The organism is Syntrophorhabdaceae bacterium, from assembly GCA_036504895.1.
In the GTDB taxonomy this organism is placed as follows: domain Bacteria; phylum Desulfobacterota; class Syntrophorhabdia; order Syntrophorhabdales; family Syntrophorhabdaceae; genus PNOM01.
Genome location: DASXUJ010000134.1, coordinates 62,736 through 82,785, shown reverse-complemented (window position 1 = coordinate 82,785; position 20,050 = coordinate 62,736). Strand labels below are relative to the sequence as shown.

The 20,050-nt window shown below is 56.6% G+C and carries 15 protein-coding genes; 11 read left to right on the top strand and 4 right to left on the bottom strand.

Annotated features, from left to right (window positions below; all coding sequences use genetic code 11):
- Positions 1–19: 19 nt before the first annotated feature.
- The 3 genes from VGJ94_19185 to VGJ94_19175 form a co-directional block, all read right to left on the bottom strand.
- Entirely contained in the window at positions 20–868 is an 849-nt protein-coding gene (locus VGJ94_19185) for a YihY/virulence factor BrkB family protein (protein HEY3278746.1), read from the bottom strand.
- A gap of 105 nt (positions 869–973) precedes the next feature.
- Positions 974–1,441, bottom strand: coding sequence for an ATP-binding protein (locus tag VGJ94_19180; protein ID HEY3278745.1), 468 nt, complete (start codon positions 1,439–1,441; stop codon positions 974–976).
- Positions 1,442–2,170: 729 nt separating this feature from the next.
- Complete coding sequence (locus VGJ94_19175; protein ID HEY3278744.1) at positions 2,171–4,153, bottom strand: APC family permease; 1,983 nt, start codon at positions 4,151–4,153, stop codon at positions 2,171–2,173.
- Between the two features lie 441 nt (positions 4,154–4,594).
- On the opposite strand from VGJ94_19175, the gene VGJ94_19170 reads away from it, so the two are divergent.
- The 7 genes from VGJ94_19170 to VGJ94_19140 all read left to right on the top strand — a co-directional run bounded on the left by VGJ94_19170 (position 4,595) and on the right by VGJ94_19140 (position 14,700).
- Entirely contained in the window at positions 4,595–5,953 is a 1,359-nt protein-coding gene (locus tag VGJ94_19170) for a sigma-54 dependent transcriptional regulator (protein ID HEY3278743.1), read from the top strand.
- A 169-nt stretch (positions 5,954–6,122) separates the two neighbouring features.
- Positions 6,123–7,967, top strand: coding sequence for an ATP-binding protein (locus VGJ94_19165; protein ID HEY3278742.1), 1,845 nt, complete (start codon positions 6,123–6,125; stop codon positions 7,965–7,967).
- A 180-nt stretch (positions 7,968–8,147) separates the two neighbouring features.
- A complete protein-coding gene (gene kdpA, locus VGJ94_19160) occupies positions 8,148–9,935 on the top strand; it encodes a potassium-transporting ATPase subunit KdpA (protein HEY3278741.1) in 1,788 nt (595 codons plus the stop codon).
- A gap of 14 nt (positions 9,936–9,949) precedes the next feature.
- A complete protein-coding gene (gene kdpB, locus VGJ94_19155) occupies positions 9,950–11,968 on the top strand; it encodes a potassium-transporting ATPase subunit KdpB (GenBank protein ID HEY3278740.1) in 2,019 nt (672 codons plus the stop codon).
- A 21-nt stretch (positions 11,969–11,989) separates the two neighbouring features.
- Positions 11,990–12,574 carry a K(+)-transporting ATPase subunit C gene (gene kdpC, locus VGJ94_19150; GenBank protein ID HEY3278739.1) on the top strand — a complete coding sequence of 195 codons (585 nt, stop codon included), beginning with the start codon at positions 11,990–11,992 and terminating at the stop codon, positions 12,572–12,574.
- 22 nt (positions 12,575–12,596) lie between these two features.
- Positions 12,597–14,303, top strand: a complete 1,707-nt coding sequence (locus VGJ94_19145; protein HEY3278738.1) for a PTS sugar transporter subunit IIA — start codon at positions 12,597–12,599, stop codon at positions 14,301–14,303.
- 88 nt (positions 14,304–14,391) lie between these two features.
- Positions 14,392–14,700, top strand: coding sequence for a hypothetical protein (locus VGJ94_19140; protein HEY3278737.1), 309 nt, complete (start codon positions 14,392–14,394; stop codon positions 14,698–14,700).
- A 105-nt stretch (positions 14,701–14,805) separates the two neighbouring features.
- Here VGJ94_19140 and fbp read toward each other — a convergent pair whose 3' ends face one another.
- Positions 14,806–15,864, bottom strand: coding sequence for a class 1 fructose-bisphosphatase (gene fbp, locus VGJ94_19135; protein HEY3278736.1), 1,059 nt, complete (start codon positions 15,862–15,864; stop codon positions 14,806–14,808).
- A gap of 83 nt (positions 15,865–15,947) precedes the next feature.
- Here fbp and VGJ94_19130 point away from each other — a divergent pair, with 83 nt between their 5' ends.
- From VGJ94_19130 to VGJ94_19115, 4 genes are all read left to right on the top strand, one after another.
- Positions 15,948–16,625, top strand: coding sequence for a carbohydrate-binding family 9-like protein (locus VGJ94_19130; protein HEY3278735.1), 678 nt, complete (start codon positions 15,948–15,950; stop codon positions 16,623–16,625).
- 503 nt (positions 16,626–17,128) lie between these two features.
- Positions 17,129–18,265, top strand: coding sequence for an ABC transporter substrate-binding protein (locus VGJ94_19125; GenBank protein ID HEY3278734.1), 1,137 nt, complete (start codon positions 17,129–17,131; stop codon positions 18,263–18,265).
- 54 nt (positions 18,266–18,319) lie between these two features.
- The gene (locus VGJ94_19120) at positions 18,320–19,201 is read left to right on the top strand and encodes a branched-chain amino acid ABC transporter permease (GenBank protein HEY3278733.1); all 882 of its coding nucleotides are present in this window, start codon (positions 18,320–18,322) and stop codon (positions 19,199–19,201) included.
- Between the two features lie 10 nt (positions 19,202–19,211).
- Positions 19,212–20,045, top strand: a complete 834-nt coding sequence (locus VGJ94_19115) for a branched-chain amino acid ABC transporter permease (GenBank protein ID HEY3278732.1) — start codon at positions 19,212–19,214, stop codon at positions 20,043–20,045.
- Positions 20,046–20,050: the final 5 nt, after the last annotated feature.

Genomic DNA, 20,050 nt, shown 5'->3' with positions numbered 1-20,050 from the left:
ACAAAACTACCTCTTCAATCTAAGCCTGTGCCGGAGGCACAGGCGCCACTTCTTTTGCGCTCATATTATGGACCAGTTTTGCGCCTATCAGGAATATGGACGAGGCGTAGAAGATCCAGAGGATGAAGACTACTATGGCGGTGAGGGAGCCGTAGATTGCGCCCAGGCGGACTACCCTCCAGGCGATGTAGAAGGTGAAGAGGAATTTTGCCGCTTCCAGGAGTATGGTGGTGAAGAGACCCCCCACGAGGGCGTGTCTAAAGCTCCGGCGCGAGGGGAGGATGAAATAGAGCAGGGTGGAGACGATGAAAACCACGCACATGGGGGCGATAATGCCCGTGATTATGCCGGGCACCCGTCCCGCCTCCAGGACCGGAAATCTTTGGGAGAGGGTTTCGAACATCTCGATCAGCCATGCGGCGCCAAAGGAGAGGAGGGTGAAGGTAATGAGGAGGGTGACCGTAATAAAGGAGAGGGCGAGGGACTTGAGGAACGAGCGCTTTACCGGGGCCTTGAACATGGTCTGTACCGCGGTCTCGAGGGAGAAGAAGAGCTCGAGGGAGAAAAACCCGTAGACGAGAAATGTGAAAAACCCGATCCGCTTAAAACCGATAACCGACCCGATCTCCTTGGTGATCTGATGGGTGACCGTGGGGAAAAGATCGGCGAGGAGCTGAAGGAGAAAGCGGTGAAGCTCGCTATATTCTCCCAACATATAACCGAGGACCGACACCATGAGGAGTATAAAGGGGACGAAGGCGAGGATGAAGAAGCACGAGATGGCGCCGGCCAGCATGGTGCCGTCTTCACGCATGAAATCGGCGAACGTCCCCGCCACGAGTCGTACCCCTGCTGAAAGGGTTTTCATCGCCGTTGCCGGCCGCACTCGCGTAATCGGTCCTTTTCCCATCTTTATATATTACATGTTCAGGCTATATACACAAGATAAAGGGGAGACGACAGGCGCGGGCACTCATTTCTTCGGGGCGCTCTCCTCGGAAGGATCATCGCCCAATGCGGCCCACTCAGGGTTTCCGTATTCAGGATAGACCGTGATGATGACGTGGTTTTTCCCCTCGAACCGCTTATATTCCACATCTCCGATCTTCTTGATAAAGCGGACGGAAGGCCGTTTTTGCCCGGGATCGCTTCCCGAGAGGAAAGGGTCTGCCTCGAGGAGCATATTGAATGATTTTCCCGAGTCGGAGATATCGACGGTAAACCTCCTCCTCTTGTCATCGCCGCACGTCAGGTGGATCTCCTGCCCTTCGGTGCAGATAAAATCGATGATATTGGTGAGGGCCTCCGAAACCGCCCCTTTGATCTCCCCGACGCGCGCGTCGCTATAGCCCACGGTTTTGGCGTGGGTTGCTACAAGGTCGAGAAAACGGGGTATCATCGCCCTTTCGGCGGGGAGCGTCAACTCTTCGAGGTGCTTCATTTCCTTTTCCTCCTTCTTTCAATCCTCCAGGTATGCCTTCAGGCATCCACAGGACCCTCTAATATTAAAGGAGGGGCAATAAAAAATCAAGCTCCCGGGGCCGTGACCCCGGGGCAAGGGTAGATCCGAAAATACTGCCGCCGGCGGCAGAAGGGAAGATTGCCGTTCAATGACCGTCTTATTCGCACGTTTCAGGCTCCCTTGAGGCCCTCCCCGCAAGCCTTACTCTCTCAGCATAGTATCGATTGTGAAAATTCTCCTTTTGCGAAACACCTTATCTTTACAGGTACCGGAGAGGGTCCTGTGTCGCGAAAAACGCAGTGCCCTTCCTCTGCCGCGTAAACTGTAACTATCTGGAATAAAAGACCTTATTGGATCGCTCCCTCCCTTGTCATGTGGCTATCTCTTCTGTAAAATCCCTTACTTAGGGGCAAAGGTCAACATTTTTTCCACAGCTTATGCACAAAAATTGTTGATAAAAACGGACTGCCTTGTCCGAATCCGGATTACAAGGAACAGATATAAACGGGACAGAGGGCATGTAAAAAAGCGACAAAGACCGCTATCATGAGGGCCATGCAGGAGGATGGGGAACATGGCATAGAAGAAAGAGCGATGTTCGCGACAGGCGGAAGCGGTGAGCCCGCCCTTCCACCGTCGCCCGTAAGGATAAGGACTGTAGACATAGGACGGGAGAGATAAGGCTTTTCACCTGCCCGGGACCGGGCACTATACCGATACGCGAATCGGGAGGATCACCGTGGCCACACCGTCCCATTGCAGCCTCCGCTGGATGGAAAAGGCCGTTTCGTTGTGAAGGATCTTCTGGAACGGGTTTTCGTGCCGGAAGACCAGTTTTCCGGTGAATACTGTGGACCGGGGAAATTCCCTGACCACCGATTCCACCAGCTCCGTCACCGTATCGACCACGTCCGTCCCCACATTCATCCTGCAGTCAGCGGGAAACCCGTGCTGCCGGGTGATCTTCACATATTTTTCAAGATCCTTCTCTACCGACGCCTTCAGTGCCTCGATCTCCGCAATGCCCTTGAAGGTGCCGGAATCGATCTCCGCCACTGAGACAAAGATAAAATTCGTATAGACCCCGGGAAAGGAGCGCACGATGGAGAGGAGCGTGTGGAGGCCGAAGCCGTTAAAGCCGCTCACGAGCAAAACGGCCGTCATCTCTTTGGGGTCCACCGGTTTTTCACAGAAGGGGGTGACTGCCGGTATATCGGAGAGCTGATCGGCGAGCTTCTGCATCGCCTTGCCCACCTTTTCGTAATGGCCCCGCACGAGGTAACAGAAGCCGATGACGAAGCCGGTGATGACGAGGGTTACCCAGCCCCCTTCCTGGAATTTCTCATACACGGTGACCACGAGGATGGTTACGCAGACCACGAGCCCTATGAGATGGATGGTGATATGCTTCTTCCAGTTCTTATCTGTGCCCTTGTTCTTCACGAAAAACCGGGCCATGCCGAATTGTGAAAAGGAAAAAGTCACGAAGACGTTTATCGAGTACATAATTACAAGGGCCGTGATGGAGCCGTGGGTATAGATCAAAAGAATGAAGGCGGCCAATCCCATGAGAAGTACCCCGTCCTGCATGGTGAGCCGTTCGGAGAGAGCCGCGAACCGACGGGGGAACCACCGGTCTATTGCCATGTTGGACATTACCCTGGGGCCGTCGATGAAGCCGGCCTGGGCCGCGACGATCAGGAGCGCCCCTTCGGAGACGATCGTGACGAGGGCAATAACGTTTCCCAGGGGCCAGCCGCCGAACATGTTCTCGGCCAGGATTGCGTTCAGAGTCTTGCCTTCAACGGGCTTTATGTCGAAGAGCAGGTAACATACGAGGAGGCCGGCGGCGGTGATGGCGAGAGACGTGGCCATATAGACCATGGTCCTTTTTCCGGTCTGCACCTTCGGCTCCCTCATGATCTGCATGCCGTTCGACACGGCCTCGATGCCGGTAAAGGTACCGGCGCCCAAAGAGAAGGCCCTCAGGAATATAGCAAGCATGCCCACCAGGCCGAGGGTGGAGAAGCCCTGGACAAAATCCCTGTGCACGGTGCCTACCAGTGGCTTTATCTGCGCCGTATGGCTTCCTATGCCGTAACCGATAAGAATAATATGGGTGATGACAAAAATGAAGAAAATCGGCGCGAGTAATTTAACCGATTCCTTCACTCCCCTTAAGTTGAGCACCACCAGCAATACAATGAGAAACCCCACAAAGGTCAACTTGTACTTCTGAAACGGGAGGGGGACGAAACTGAAAATTGCATCGCCGCATGAAACCACGGAGACGGTGATGGTAAGCATGTAATCCACCAGAAGGGCGCAGCCCGATATTACCCCCGCATTCTTGCTTATGGTGTGGGTGGCCACGATATATCCGCCGCCGCCATGGGGAAAATGCTCGATGATCCTCGAATAGGAGTAGGATATGATGAGGACCGTAAGGGCGGTCGCCAGGGCCAGGAATATGGCGAGATACGTATGTTGCCCCAGGGTCCTGAAGGCCTCTTCAGGGCCGTAGGATGACGACGAGAGTCCGTCGGCGCCAAGACCGATCCATGCGAGTATGGGGATAAGGGAAAGCTTATGAAATATCGACGGCTCACTCACGTTTCGTGGAGCGCCTAAAATGGTGCGTCGTGCTTTTTCGATTATAGTCGGCTCATGCTGCAGGGGGTCGATGTCCATCCGGCAATTCTCCTCAGTATGCGTTCAATCGGACTCGATCGTTGAGTTCTTTGTCGCCGGCGGCGCTGCCGGGCTTCGCTGCATCTTCTTTTGAGCGATAGCCTATATGCTAACTCTCTATGAGGGTAAATACAACTATTTGATGAGCCGGACCCCAACCCATGGTCCCTGACCGGCGGGTCGCGCACTCCGGCTGACCGTATCGCTCATAACCTCCCTTTCCGCAGGTCGCCCCGGTTATTCCTCTATTGAATATTTCCATTTGGCTAATCTATAAGATGGTGCCTGAAAAGGACGGAAAGGTGCGGGCCTTCTATTCTTCCGGAGGATTTTGGCGGTTCCGGGTCTGATCCAGGGGCGGCAGAAAATATCCACCGACACCTGAGGAGTTGACAAAAAAGAAAGACAGACGTTATCATCACCTAAGCCGGGGAATAGTGAATGACGCCAAATGAGACCGCGAATGAGATGCTAAGTGTCCTTGTCGTCGACGACGAGATAAATATCCGCAAGACCCTTTCCATATTTCTGGAGGCGGAGGGCCATAAGGTAACGGCGGTGAGTAATTTCAATGATGCGGTTGCCGAGGCGTCGGGAAGGTCATTCGATATGGCCTTTGTGGATTTAAGGCTCGGAACGGAAAGCGGGCTCGACCTGCTCGCCCCCTTGCGTGCCGCGAATCCCCGGCTCAAGATCATCGTCATTACGGCCTATGCCTCCATAGAGACCGCGATCGAGGCGATAAGGCGCGGCGCGACCGATTACGTTCCCAAGCCTTTCACCCCTGCCCAGGTGAGGCTCGCAATGGAGAAGGTGTTCGAGCTCAGGACCCTGGAACAGAAGGTTGCCTCTCTCCAGGAAGATTTAGGGCGTCTCCATCCTGAGATAGATTTCTCCAGTGAGAGCGGTGCGGTGCAACGGGCCTTAAACCTTGCGCGCCAGGTGGCGGTCTCGGATGCCACCATCCTTCTTCGGGGAGAGAGCGGGACCGGAAAAACCGTTCTCGCCAGGGCCATACACGGCTGGAGCAACCGGTCGGCCAAACCTCTGGGCATTGTCTCGTGTCCCTCATTCTCGGCAGATCTTTTGGAAAGCGAGCTTTTCGGACATGTGAGAGGCGCCTTCACCGGCGCAATACGGGATAATCCGGGACGTATCGCTGCCTGCGAGGGCGGCACCATCCTGCTCGACGAGATCGGCGACCTGCCTCTTTCCTTGCAGCCGAAGCTCCTGCGCTTTGCCCAGGACAAAGAATATGAACGGGTAGGAGATTATGAGACCCGCAGGGCGAACGTCCGCCTTATCACGGCGACCCATATCGACCTCGGAAAAGCCGTCGCGGAAGGGAGGTTTCGGGAAGACCTTTTTTACCGGCTCAACGTGATTCAGATCGAGATCCCGCCGCTACGGGAGCGCCCTGACGATATCATCGCTATCGCGGAGAGATTGCTGGCCTTCTATGCCCGGAATAATCACCGCTCTCTTGTGGGCTTCACCGCGGACGCGATCCGGGCGCTTCGACAATATCAATGGCCGGGAAATGTAAGGGAGCTACGGAATATCATCGAAAGGGCAGCCATCATAAGCCCTTCTGATAAGGTGGGTACGGAATCCCTGCCGCCAACCCTGGTCCCGGACAGTCACCGCCCGGCCATCGGCGACCGGGCGACCCTCGATGAGATAGAGGAGCAGCATATCCGCAGGATTCTCGCGGGAACAAAATCATTGCAGGAGGCAGCCGATATACTGGGAATCGATCAGGCCACCCTCTGGCGGCGCCGCAAGAAGTACGAAATATAGAATAGTGCCCCTCTCGAACCCTTGCAATTTACAATGAGTTTTTGTCCGAGTCCGTGAAAAATGCAAGGCCCCATCTTCTTTCATTAATAAATATGATTATATTATCAATGGGTTAGCAATCTCTACCCCGCGGCATAATGTTTGCTATCATAGGTATCAGGAGAAACAGGTGTCGGGATTACAGAAAAAATTGTCATTGGGCTTTGGAGGCCTCCTCCTGATTATTCTGATAATCGGGATTCAGGGAATCACCTATCTGACAGGGCTGGGAGAGTCGATAGACGTGATCCTGCGGGAGAATTACAGGAGCGTGGTCGCCTGTCAGCAGATGAAGGAAGCCCTGGAGGGGATCGATAGCGGCGTTCTCGTCGGGCTTCTGGGGGACCGGCAAAGAGGGAACGGCCTCATCCGCGCAAATTCTGAGGCCTTCGACAAGGCCCTCGCGACAGAATCGGACAATATAACCCTGCCCGGAGAGGGCCGGAAGGTGGCGCGCATCCGGGAGCTTTACCGTCAGTATAAGAGAGAGATTGAGACGATCCATGACCCAGGCGCCTCCCTTGCGATGCGCCGGGAGACCTACTTCTCGAAAGTGCTTTCTCTTTTTCGCCAGATCAAAGATACTGCCGACGAGATTCTCCGGATGAACCAGCACAACATGAATGAAGCCAATGATGCGGCGCGTCACAAGGCCGCATCGGCCCGCAGGCAGATGTACCTGCTCCTCGTTTTCGGCGCAATGGTGGCTGCCGGGTTTTTTTTCCTCACCAGCCGGTGGATTCTCCACCCCATAAACCGGCTTATCGCGTCAGCAGACGAGATCGGGCGGGGAAACCTCGATCTCGTGGTAAGGAGCGACTCAAAAGACGAGATCGGCCACCTTTCGGAGGCCTTCAATACGATGGCGGCGAACCTTCGGGAATCCCGCCGCTCGGACCATGCGAAACTGATCCGGGTTCAGCGGGCCACGCAGCGCGCCTTCGACAGCCTCCCCGATTCCATTGCCCTATTGGACCTCGAGGGGCGGGTGGAGACCGCGACGGAGCTCGCGAGAGAGGTCTTCGGCTTGAAACCGAACACCACGATAGACGGCCTCAAATTTCCCGTTCTCAAAGACGCCTGGCGGCAGGCCATAAAGAATGCGCCCGTCACCGCGCCCGAAAACAGGAAGACCGTGATACAGCAGTTCATCAAGGGGGAAGAGAGGTTCTTCCGTCCGGAAGCAGTGCCCATCCTCGACCCGGAAGGCCTCCCCACCGGAATTGTCCTGGTCCTTAAGGACGTAACGCAAATGTGGCAGCAGGATGAGATGAAGCGGGGGATTGTATCGGTCGTCTCCCATCAGTTAAAGAGCCCCCTCACATCGATTCGCATGGCAATTCATATTTTACTTGAAGAGAGAGTGGGCCCTCTCACGGAAAAACAGGTCGAGCTTTTGCTGGCGGCCCGGGAGGACAGCGACAGGCTTCACTCCATTTTGGGCAGCCTTCTCGACATCAGCCGGATAGAGTCCGGCAGGATGATTATGAATTTCGAGGCAAAAAATCCGAACGAGCTCGCCCTCGAGGCAGTAGACCTGTTCACGCTCATGGCCCACGATAAGGGCGTCTTCATCGAGACATATTTGCCTGGAGATCCGCCCGAGGTATGGGCCGACGCGACACAGATCGCCCACGTCTTCTCCAATCTTCTTTCCAATGCCCTCCGATATACCGATCCGGGCGGAAAGATCACGATCTCGGCAGTCGTGGAGGAAAAACGGGTGAAATTTGAGATCACGGACACGGGCAGGGGCATCCCGCCGGAATATTTGAGTAGCGTCTTCGAGCAGTTCTTCCGCGTCCCCAAACAGGAAAAAGAGACGGGCACGGGGCTTGGGCTCGCCATAGTGAAGCAGATTACCGGGGCCCATGGAGGGACGGCGAGCGCAAGCAGCATGGAAGGCAAGGGGAGCGTCTTCACCTTCACCCTCTTGAGGGCAGACCGTACAAGAAAGGAGGAAATCGGTTCATGACGGATCTTCTTTATATCCTTCTCTCCACCGTCTTTTTCGGGATCTGCGTCATATACGTCCATGGCTGCGGGAGGCTTTGAAACATGGTTGATGCAATAGGCGCGGTCGTCGGTATTGTTTTGATCGTCTATCTTCTCCTCAGCGTGCTTTACCCGGAGAAGTTCTGAAAGAGGTATGGGTATGAACATATATGGCTACATCCAACTGGCGCTCTTCCTGGGGCTCCTTACTGCGCTCACGAAGCCGGTGGGGCTTTATCTGGTGCGGGTCCTCGACGGCGAGGGGAAGACCTTCCTCGATCCGGCGCTGCGTCCCCTGGAGAGGCTTTTCTATAGAATATTCGGTATAAATAAGGGCCGGGAGCAAGACTGGAAGAGCTATGCGATATCCCTGCTTTGTTTCAGCCTCGCCGGGCTTCTTTTCACCTACGCGGTCCTCAGGCTCCAGCATATTCTTCCCCTTAATCCCCAGGGTTTCGGGGCGGTGAGCAGCGACCTGGCGTTCAATACGGCCGCAAGCTTTACCACGAATACGGACTGGCAGAATTACGGGGGTGAATCGACACTCTCCTATTTCTCCCAGATGGTGGGCCTCACGTTCCATAATTTCGCCTCCGCCGCCGTGGGAATCGGCGTTGCCGCGGCTCTCGTGCGGGGCATTGCCCGCCATTCGGCAGACACGATCGGAAATTTCTGGGTAGATCTCGTCCGCATCCATCTCTACCTCCTCATCCCCATTTGCGTTATTTTTGCCCTTTTCCTTTCAGCCCAGGGGGTGGTCCAGAACTTCCGGGCCTATGAAAAGGCGAGCCTTGTGGAACCGGCGGTTGTCACTCCTCCCCCGCAGGAAGGGTCCGGGGAAAAAGGAAATGCATTGGCCGGCGGCACAAAGGTCGAAAATCAGGTTATTCCCCAAGGGCCGGCGGCGTCCCAGGTCGCGATCAAGATGGTGGGAACGAACGGAGGCGGCTTCTTCAATGCAAATGCAGCCCATCCCTACGAGAACCCGACCCCCCTGTCCAACTTTATCCAGATCCTTTCGATCTTTCTCATCCCTGGCGGTCTCACCTATTACCTCGGCAGGATGGTGAAAAAGCAGCAACACGGCTGGGCAATCTGGAGCGCCATGGCAATCCTTTTCCTCGCCGCCTTCTTCGTCTGCTGGTGGGCCGAGGCCGGGGGCAATCCGCGGCTCCATGCATTGGGAATCGATGCGGCAGGCGGCAACATGGAGGGAAAGGAGGTCCGCTTCGGGATCTTCGGCTCAGCCCTTTTTGCCACGGTCACCTCTGCCGCCTCGTGCGGTGCGGTAAATAGTATGCACGATTCCTTCACGCCCCTTGGGGGCCTCATTCCCCTCTTTAACATCCAGCTCGGCGAAGTGGTATTCGGCGGCGTGGGCGCCGGACTCTACGGAATGCTCATCTTTGTGGTCCTCGCCGTCTTTCTGACGGGGCTGATGGTGGGGCGGACCCCGGAATATCTGGGCAAGAAGATCGATTCCTATGACGTGAAGGTTTCGGTCCTCGCGCTGCTCATCCTGATTTTCTCGATCCTCGGCTTTTCTGCCTGGGCGGTAATAAGCACATGGGGGCTCGCGGGCCTCAATAACGCGGGACCTCATGGCCTGAGCGAGATTCTCTACGCCTTTTCATCGGCTACGGGCAATAACGGGAGCGCCTTTGCCGGTTTATCGGGAAACACCTCCTGGTACAACACCACTCTGGGTCTCGCCATGCTTTTCGGCCGCTTCCTGATGATCGTTCCTGTCATGGCCCTTGCGGGAAGCCTGGCGAAAAAGAAGCAGGTCCCCTCGTCAGGGGGGAGCTTCCCTGTCTGGGGCCCCATATTCATTCTCGTCCTCGTCGGGACGGTTCTTATCGTGGGGGCCCTCACCTTTCTCCCCGCCCTTGCCCTCGGTCCCGTGGTGGAACATTTTCTTTTGACGAAATCTCAGGTGCTCTACTAGAGGAGTCATACATTATGGCTGCGAGAACCCATTCCCTTTTGGACCGGCAGATAATCAGGCAGGCGATCTTCGACTCCTTTAAAAAGCTGAATCCGAGAAAGCTCATGAAGAACCCGGTTATATTCGTCACCGAAGCAGGCGCCGCGATTACCACCGTCAGCCTTGCCTTCCCGTCGAAGGAGGAGCCTTTCGGCTTCGGATTGCAGATATCCCTATGGCTCTGGTTCACGGTGCTTTTTGCCAATTTTGCCGAGGCAATGGCCGAGGGCCGGGGAAAGGCGCAGGCAAATGCCCTTCGGAAGACGCGGACCAGCACGACCGCCAATCTTCTCAGTCCGGATGGATCATTTGTTGAAATCGAGGCCCAGGCTTTGAAGAAAGGCGATCTTGTAGTTGTCTCCGCAGGAGACATGATCCCTGCGGACGGTGAGATTGTCGAGGGCGTGGCAACCGTGGACGAATCGGCGATCACAGGAGAATCCGCCCCGGTGATCCGCGAGGCCGGCGGCGACAGAAGCGCCGTTACCGGCGGCACCCGGGTCCTGTCCGACTGGATCCACGTGTGTGTTACGGCAAACCCCGGAGAGAGTTTCCTCGACAGGATGATCGGCCTCGTGGAAGGGGCAGTGAGGCAGAAGACGCCGAACGAGATCGCCCTCACGATTCTTCTCTCTGCCATGACCATCATTTTTCTCGTAGTGGTCATGACCCTGAAGCCCTTCGGGCTCTATTCGCACATCGACTTTTCCACCACCGTACTGACGGCTCTGCTCGTCTGCCTCATCCCCACCACTATCGGGGGTCTCCTAAGCGCCATCGGCATCGCGGGCATCGACCGCATGGTACAGAAAAACGTATTGGCCATGAGCGGCCGGGCGGTGGAGGCGGCGGGGGATGTGGATGTGCTGCTTCTCGATAAGACGGGCACCATCACCTTGGGCGATCGGCAGGCCGTGGAATTCATCCCTGCGCCGGGAGTGGAAGCCCAGGAATTGGCAAATGCCGCGCAGCTTGCATCCCTGGCGGACGAGACGCCGGAGGGCAGAAGCATCGTGGTCCTCGCGAAAGATTATGGTCTCAGGGGCCGTTCGATCCTGGAGCTGCCGAACGCGGAATTTGTCGCCTTCTCGGCCCAGACGAGGATGAGCGGCGTGGATATGGACGGCAGGCAGATCAGAAAAGGGGCCGTCGACTCCATAGAAGCTCTTACCGGCTCCATCCCCCCGGAAGTGCGTGACGCGGTCAGCCGCATCTCCTTCCGGGGGGGAACCCCCTTACTGGTCGCAGAAGGAACGAGGGTCCTGGGGTCCATCCACCTGAAGGATATTGTCAAAGGCGGGTTGAAAGACCGCTTTGACCGGTTCAGGGCAATGGGCATCAAGACCGTAATGATTACAGGAGACAACCAGTTGACGGCTGCCGCCATAGCCCGGGAAGCGGGGGTAGATGATTTTATTGCCGAAGCCAGGCCGGAAGACAAGCTGGCCCTCATACGGAGGGAACAGGCAGCGGGACACCTCGTGGCCATGACCGGCGACGGCACAAACGATGCCCCTGCCCTCGCACAGGCCGACGTGGGTGTGGCCATGAATACGGGGACTCAGGCAGCCAAGGAAGCGGGGAACATGGTGGACCTGGACTCCAACCCGACCAAGCTGATAGAAGTGGTTGAGATCGGCAAGCAGATGCTCGTCACCCGGGGGGCACTTACCACCTTCAGTATCGCGAACGACGTGGCCAAATATTTCGCCATCATCCCGGCGATGGTGGTGACCGTCTTCCCTGTGATCGCCCCCCTCAACCTCATGGGCCTCGGCTCCCCGAGGAGCGCGATCGTGAGCGCGGTCATTTTCAATGCCCTCATAATCGTGGCCCTTATTCCCCTGGCCCTGCGGGGAGTGCGGTTCCGTCCCCTCGGCGCAGCGGCGATCCTCAGGCGCAACCTTCTGATCTACGGTCTGGGGGGTCTCATGGCCCCTTTCCCGGGGATCAAGCTTATCGATATGATCGTCAACGGGCTACGCCTGGTATAGGGAGGTAAAAGGAGAGAGAAGATGAAGAAGCTCTTCGTTGAACTAAAGATCGCGGTCATTGCCGTCCTGTCCCTGGGCGTCCTTGTCTGCGCCATCTACCCGGCGGTAATCTGGGGTCTCGCGCAGGCGCTCTTTCCCTTCGAGGCCAACGGCTCCATGGTGGGGCGGGAAGGAAGGCGTCACGGATCGTATCTCGTGGGGCAAGGTTTTGCAACTGCCAAATATTTCCATCCCCGGCCGTCAGCCGCAGGGACCGGTTATGACGCGCTCAATTCCGGGGGGAGTAACCTGGGGCCGACTTCGAGAAAGCTGATAGAGACGGTGAAACAGCGCATTTCCGAGTATCGGGCCGAGAACGGCCTTGGACCCGATGTCCCCATACCTGCCGACGCGGTGACCGCATCGGCGAGTGGACTCGACCCTCATATAAGCGTGCAAAACGCACGACTGCAGGCCCCCCGGGTGGCAAAAGCCAGGGGCAGGGGGGAAGACGAAGTCTTTGCGGTGATTGCACGCTCGACTGAAGACCGTTACCTGGGAATATTGGGAGAACCGCGGGTCCATGTCCTGAAGCTCAACATGATGCTCGATGTCCGGGGAGACTGAGGACATATGTCCTCCGACGACGATGACGACACAAGAAAATCCCATTGACGAAGCCGAAAGCAGGGCCAACACCTTCCTCAGGCTGATACGCCGTTCCCAGCAGGGGCGTCTCAAGATCTACCTCGGCTATTGTCCGGGGGTAGGAAAGACGTACCAGATGCTCCAGGAGGGGCACCGGCTCAAGGAAGACGGGATAGACGTGGTCATAGGGCTACTCGAGACCCACGGCAGGGCCGATATCGAGAAGCTCGCCGAAGGCCTGGTGATGATTCCCCGCGAGCACCAGGAGTATCGCGGCATCGTAGTGGAAGAGATGGATACCGACGCAATTCTGGCGCGCAGGCCCCAGGTGGCGCTCATCGACGAGCTTGCCCACACGAACGTTCCCGGCGCGAGAAACCCCAAGCGGTACCAGGATATCCAGGATATTCTCGCCGCGGGAATTCACGTGATCACCACGGTGAATGTCCAGCACCTGGAGAGCCTCTACAACGTGATCGAGAAGGCGGTCGGGGTGAAGGTCAGGGAGCGCCTGCCCGATTCGGTCCTTGCCGGGGCGGACCAGATCGTGGATGTGGATCTCACCGCCGAAGACCTGAGGCGGCGTCTTCAGAGTGGCAAAATTTACCCCTCCGATCGTGTTGAGGCGTCCCTCCTCAATTTTTTCACCTATTCCAACCTTGAACGGCTCCGGGAGCTCACTTTGCGCGAGCTGGCTTCACAGCTCGATCTGAGGAGGCGGGAAGAGCCGGAGGAGAAGCCGACCGTGGCACCGGACCAGATAATGGTCTGCCTGAGCTCCCACGGGCCGAACAGCGAGAAACTCCTGCGCTATGCCTCCCGTCTCGCGGGAAGGCTTAACCGGAACTGGTATGCCGTATACGTCCAGACCCCCTCGGAAGAGGCGACGGTCATCGATGCGCGGACACAGCGGCTCATCTCCGACACGCTGACTTTGGCGAAGCAGCTGGGCGCCATGGTATTTACCTATAAAGGAGAAGACGTGGCGGATACGATCCTCAGGTTTGCGAAAGAATACCTGGTGGGCCATATCGTCATCGGGAAACCCCGGCCGCGGCCGTTTTGGAAGAGATTCGGCAGAAACAACGACATCGTGGGAAACCTGATCAGGCGGGCAAAAGGGGTTACCGTGGCGGTCCTGGACACGAGCGACGAAGACGCCTGGGGTCTGAAGCCCAATGCGCCGCTTCCGGCAACGCCCGCCCCCGCAAAGGCGGAGCCGGCGGATAGGGAGCCATTGGACCTGAGTGGGTTGATCTCGGCCGACCGCATTCTCCTATGGGAGCATGCGATAACGAAGGAGGAGGCGCTCCGGGCCTTGACGGGTACAATCGCGAAAGAAGGCGGGCCGATTGATCCCGGGGAACTCTACGCCGCAATTCTCACGCGCGAGGCGCAGGGATCTACTTTTTTTAATGAGGGAGCGGCGTTTCCCCATGTCCGCCTTCCCGGCCTGCCGGCCCCCCTAGTGGCCCTCGGTCTCGCGAAGCAGGGGATTTCGGACGTATCGACAGAAAAGCCCGTCCAATTGGTCTTTCTGATCCTGACCCCCGAGGAGAAGCCCGAGGTCCAGATCCGCATCCTGGGCATGGTAAGCCGGGCAACTCAGAACAGGCATCTTTTTCAAAGCCTTGCCCTCGCCGGGACTTCCGGGGAGGCCTTTGGACTCGTCGAAACTTGGGAAACTTCGCTCAATTCAACGCAATGACCAAAACCGTGGGGAGTGAAATTTTAGAAATCCATCGCAGACTGAGAACCATTCGAAGGGTGGAAGTATCTACAGGAGGCACGATCAGATGAACAATAGAACACATTTCAAGGGTCTCTTCCGCGCCGGAGGGGGGATAGTAATTTTCCTTGTATTCCTCCTTTGGTTCTGGTTCTGCTCTTTCCCGGCAACGGGCAACTCCGGCGGAGGAAAACGGGGTGATGCGCCACATTGTCAGGAGGAGTGTCTCAAACGGCACTCGGGGAAAATGAAACAACTTGCCGCAAAGTATGAAAAAGGGCTTAATGTGATGGCCTATCAGGACAAGGTGGAAGAGGAGGCCCTGCACTACTCCGGGTGCCTGGACGAATGTCGTGCAGTTCAGCCGGTGAAGTGAGGCCGACGACAGGAGCGGGACCGTCGCCATACCACTGTTTCGGACAAATGACAAAGAAGACACCACCGTGTTAAGTTAGAGGGAACTCCTGCAAAAACAGGGTGGCTAACCGCGGCAAAATTCTTCATATTTGCCGATTTCATACGGGCTTCCGATGGCGAAGGGGACACGCTGGTGCGCGTGGCCGGGTGCAATCTCCATGACCCTGGCCTTCCCGTTGGTTGCCCCTCCACCTGCCTGCTCGGCGATCATGGCGAGGGGGGCGCATTCGTAGAGGAGTCTCAGTTTCCCCTCAGGCCTCTTGTCGTCCTCCGGGTAAAGGTAGATACCCCCCTTGTGAAGGATTTGGTGGAGGTCGGCCACGAGGGCTCCGGAATACCTGAGGGAGTAGGTTTCCTCCCTGGCAAGGGTGCCGGCGAACCTTTTGACCGGATCGGCCCACCGTTGATAATTGCCGAAATTGCTGCTCATTATGGTCCCTTTGGCGGGCATGCGGACCATGTCGTGGGTCAGGACGAACTCTCCGATCTGCTCGTCGAGGACAAAGATGTGCACCCCGTCTCCCGCGGTGTAGACGAGCAGCGTCGATGTCCCGTACATGATATAGCCGGCTGCCACCTGCCCGGTCCCCTTCTGCAAAATGGATTCTTCCACGCTCCCTTTCAGGTTGCGTATGGAGAAGATCGAGCCGATAACGCAGTCCACGTCCAGGTTCGAGGAGCCGTCGATGGGGTCCACGAGGACCACGTATTTCCCGGGCTCTCCCCCGGAGGAGATGGCCAGGGGCTCGTCCATCTCTTCGGAGACGACAGCGCCCACGATATCGACGTACTCGAAGGCCTCGATAAAGATGGTATTCCCCAGCTCATCGAGTTTTCTCACTTCCTCGCCCTGCACGTTCAGCCCCCCGGTAAGGCCCGTGAGCCCGTCCAAGGCGATCCGCCGCATGGAGCTGGAGATAATCTTCCCCACGGTCCCCAGCTGGTCCATGACGGCCGTCAACTCACCTGCGGCCCCGGGATACGCGTGCTGCTGCTGGACAAGAAAACGGTTGAGGGTCATATGCTGCGGTATCTTCCGCTCCATTTTTCGCAGGGCCTCCGTAATGAGAACCACGATCTTTATCGTTTCTTTAACATTAATGACTCCCCTGAACGGCGTCAACCCGCCTCCGGACCTTAAACGCTCTTTGTGGCCTTGGGGATTGTTGCATTTTCCTCCGACGTGCGCCATAATTTGTCGATACCATGAACGACTACCGTCATAGCATTCCCAGGGCTGCCTGGCCTCCGGAGCTACGGGGGCTCTGGGACGGACCGGCCTGGGGCGACGTCCCCTTTCTCCCCATCGATTGCTTCAGGCCCGAGAGTTCTTCGCACCGGCCCCTTGTGCGATGCAAGCTGTTATACGACGAGAGCCGCCTCTACGGGCTGTTCTTCGTCCGGGACCGATATGTGCGATGCATCCATACAGATTTCCAGGCACCCGTCTGGGAGGATAGCTGTGTCGAGCTCTTCGTGCAGCCGGACCCCGACACGGGCTACTTCAATTTCGAGTTCAACTGCGGTGGGACAATGCTCGCCTCTTACGTGACGGACCCGGCCAGGGTCGACGGGCGAGTGGCGGGGGCCACGCCCCTTTCCCCGGAGGAAGGTGGCCAGGTAGCCGTTTATGGCAGCCTTCCTCCCCTTGTGGAGCGTGAGATAGAGGATGAAGTCACGTGGTCGCTCGAGTTCGCGATCCCTTTCGCGTTGTTTCATGCTTATGTGGGGAATCCGGGCACGATAGCGGGCCGGGAGTGGCGGGGCAACCTCTATAAGTGCGGCAACAAGACGAGCCGCCCCCACTGGGCTTCGTGGTCCCCCTTGAAGGAGCGGAACTTCCACGCCCCTCAAGACTTCGGCGTACTGCGGTTTGCGCCATGATTCGCCCGCAGCAGACGCTAAATGTAGTATAATAGTATCCTGTGACAAGATATGCCGGGGAGGTGAAAGATGACGCTCGGCAAGGTATATGAGTGCAAAGACTGCAGTCGTACTTTTCGCGTGGACGAAGTTGAGGTAAAGGAGCAAAAATGTCCGAGCTGCGAAAGCACTAATACGGCCCCGAGGCAGGCAAAGCCCCTGCCGTCGTGGCTGATGTCCCGATTGACGTCGGAATCGGGCTGAAAGTAGAAAGAGGAGTGGCGGCGCCATTCCAGGCAAAAAGGCCTCCGGCATGGGTGTACTCTTCAAGGGATCGCCTGTGCCTCCCGATCCATCATGCCATCGCCAACGGAAGGACATTATAATAATCGGCAGAGATAGGGGAAGAATCGAGACTGTGCAAAAAACCAGTGAAATAATTCACAAAAATACTTGACTCTGCCACTCATTCGGGTTAACAAGATTCTAGTACAAGATTCTAATAAGGAGACAGGAGAGAAGGGATGAAGCTATTCATAAAGATCAGTTGTTGTATTGCCTTCGTAATATCTTTGGCTTTCACCGCCCAGGCTGCGGACATCAAGATAGGAGTCGCCGAGGCCCTGACGGGACCTGTCGCCAAGTATGGCGTGCCCATTAAAAACGGTTTTGTCCTCGCTACCGAGGAGATCAACGGCGCGGGCGGTATAAAGGGGAATAAGATCGCCCTCGTGATAGAAGACGAGCAGGCGAAAAAAGAAGAAGCGATCAATGTCTTCAAGAAGTTCATCTTCCAGGATAAGGTACTGGCCATCTTCGGCCCGACCCTCTCCAATTCGGCATTCGCCTCCGATCCATTTGCGAATGCTCAGAAAACAGTCGTCTTCGGCACCTCCAACACCGCGGAGGGCATTACTGCCATCGGCCCCTATGTGTTCCGTAATTCCGTCGCGGAAGCGGACATCCTGCCGATCGTGATCAACGCGGCAACAAAAAAACTGGGACTGAAAAAGGTCGCCCTTTTCTATGGCAATGACGATTCCATGACCAAATCGAGCCACGAGATCTTTTTAAGGGCCGTGAATGCGGAAAAGCTGCAGGTACTGACAATCCAGACCTTTGCCAAGGGTGACATCGATTTTTCCGCCCAGCTTACCAAGATCAAAAGCCTCAATCCCGATGCGGTAGTCTGTGGCGCCCTCGTGGAAGAGGCATCGAATATCATCCTCCAGGCCAGAAAACTGGGGTTGCCCGATAAGGTCAGGTTTATCGGCGGCAACGGTTTCAATACGCCAAAACTGATTCAGATTGCCGGAAAGGCCGCAGAAGGCTCCTTGAGCGGCAGTCCGTGGTTCCTGGACGATCCGAGTCCCAGGAACAAGGCGTTTGTCAAAGCCTACACCAAGAAATTCGGCGTAGCCCCGGATCAGTTCGCTGCTCAGGCCTATGATGCCCTCTACATTATGGCGGAAGGGATCAAGGCCATCACGATATCGGGCAATCTGGAAAAAGACAGAACGGCGCTCCGTGACTCCCTGGCCAAGGTAAAGAATTTCAAAGGCGTAGGCGGTCCTTTCTCCTTCAACGAACATCGTGACGCCGAACAGAAGGGGCGGGTACTGACTATAAAGGACGGCAAGTTCGCCGTTTTCGCCGAATAGCGTTATTTGATGCATTGATCTTCACAAATATTCCGCGGTACTGAGGCAGGAAAAGTGTTCTTACAACAATTTGCCAATGCCCTCGGCCTGGGCGCGGTCTACGCGCTTTTTGCCCTCGGCTTTACGTTGATCTTCGGTGTGCTCGAAATTATAACTCTGGCACACGGCGCCGTCTTTATGGTCGGCGCCTTTGCCGGTCTTGTGATCGTCACAAAATTTAACGTAAGCCCCCTCATTGCGATCCTGGCCGGAATGTTGGCCTCGGGTATCCTCGGCTGGCTGATAGATCTGGCTGCCGTGCGGCCTTTACGAAAAAGAGAATTTCATCATCTGGCGCCCATGATCGCCACCATCGGCTGTGCCACGATCATTGTCAGCATTTCCCAGGGTATTTTCGGCGCCGAGGTCTATCGCTTCCCCTTCGATTTCATGCCGGTTACCTCCTACACCTTTTGGGCCATACAGATGACCTCGCTGCAGATAATTATCATCGGCGTTGCCCTCTGTTTGATGTTGATCATTATCTTCCTCCTGAACAGGACAAAGTGGGGCAAAGCAGTGCGCGCCGTTGCGGAAAGTCCCCGCACCGCCGCCTTGCTCGGTATTCCCGTGGAGCGCACGTTCCAGCTGACTGCGTTCGTCGCCTCCGCCCTGGGCGGGGCTGCCGGGGTGCTGACGGGGATCAATTTCAATGCAGTTCACGCCTTCATGGGCGGTCCGATCATGCACCGCGGGATCGCCGTCATCATTCTGGGCGGCATGGGGGATATCAGGGGCGCGGTGCTGGGCGGACTGATTCTCGGTTTTTCGGAGATAATGAGCGTGGCCTACATCTCTTCGGATTTTCGCGATGCCGTCTCCTTCGGCCTGCTCTTCATCATCCTCCTTGTCAGGCCCTCCGGCATATTCGGCTCTGCCATAGAGCGGAAAGGATGAGGGGGGAAGGATGAACGAATTTTTGATGTCCTTCTGGCAAACCTATAACACCCTCGTCTATACCATCCTCGTCCATGGCATGCTGGCCCTTTCGATCTACATTACCCTTGCCTGCGGGCAATTGTCGCTGGGGAATGCCGCGTTCATGGGGATCGGCGCCTATACGGCTGCCCTCTTTACCATGAAGCTGGGCGCCCCCTTCGGCCTCTCGCTCCTTGCCGGCGGCATGCTGCCGGCCTTCGTAGCCCTGGTTATCGGCGCACCGACTTTAAGGCTGTCGGGCGTCTACCTTGCCATGGCCACCCTTGGCTTTGGGGAAGTGGTCAGGGTAGCGTTTCTCAATATGACCATCACCGGAGGCTCGGTGGGCTTAAACGGCGTACCGCCAAAGACGGAGCTCTGGCACCTCCTCGCGGTAATGGCGGTGCTCATCTATTTTTTCCTGAAGCTCAGGAATTCCCGGTTCGGCCGGGCCTTGGAGGCCATTCGGGAAGATGAAGTGGCCGCAACGGTAATGGGCATCAAGACCACCTCGTTCAAAGTGTGGGCCTTCGTGATCGGGGCTTTTATCGCGGGCGTGGCCGGCGGCCTCAATGCCCATTTCACCTTTTTTCTCTCGCCCCGGGAGTATGGGTTCGACTTTGCCGTAGACATACTGACCTTCGCTATTTTAGGCGGTACCGGAACATTCTGGGGGCCCCTGGCGGGCAGCACTATCCTCACCGTTCTGCCCGAATTGCTGAGATTCATAGGGCCTTACCGCCTGGCCTTGAACGGCCTGATCCTGGTGCTTGTGGTGATTTACCTGCCCAACGGGATCATAAGAGTGAAGAAGAAGGATTGACGAAA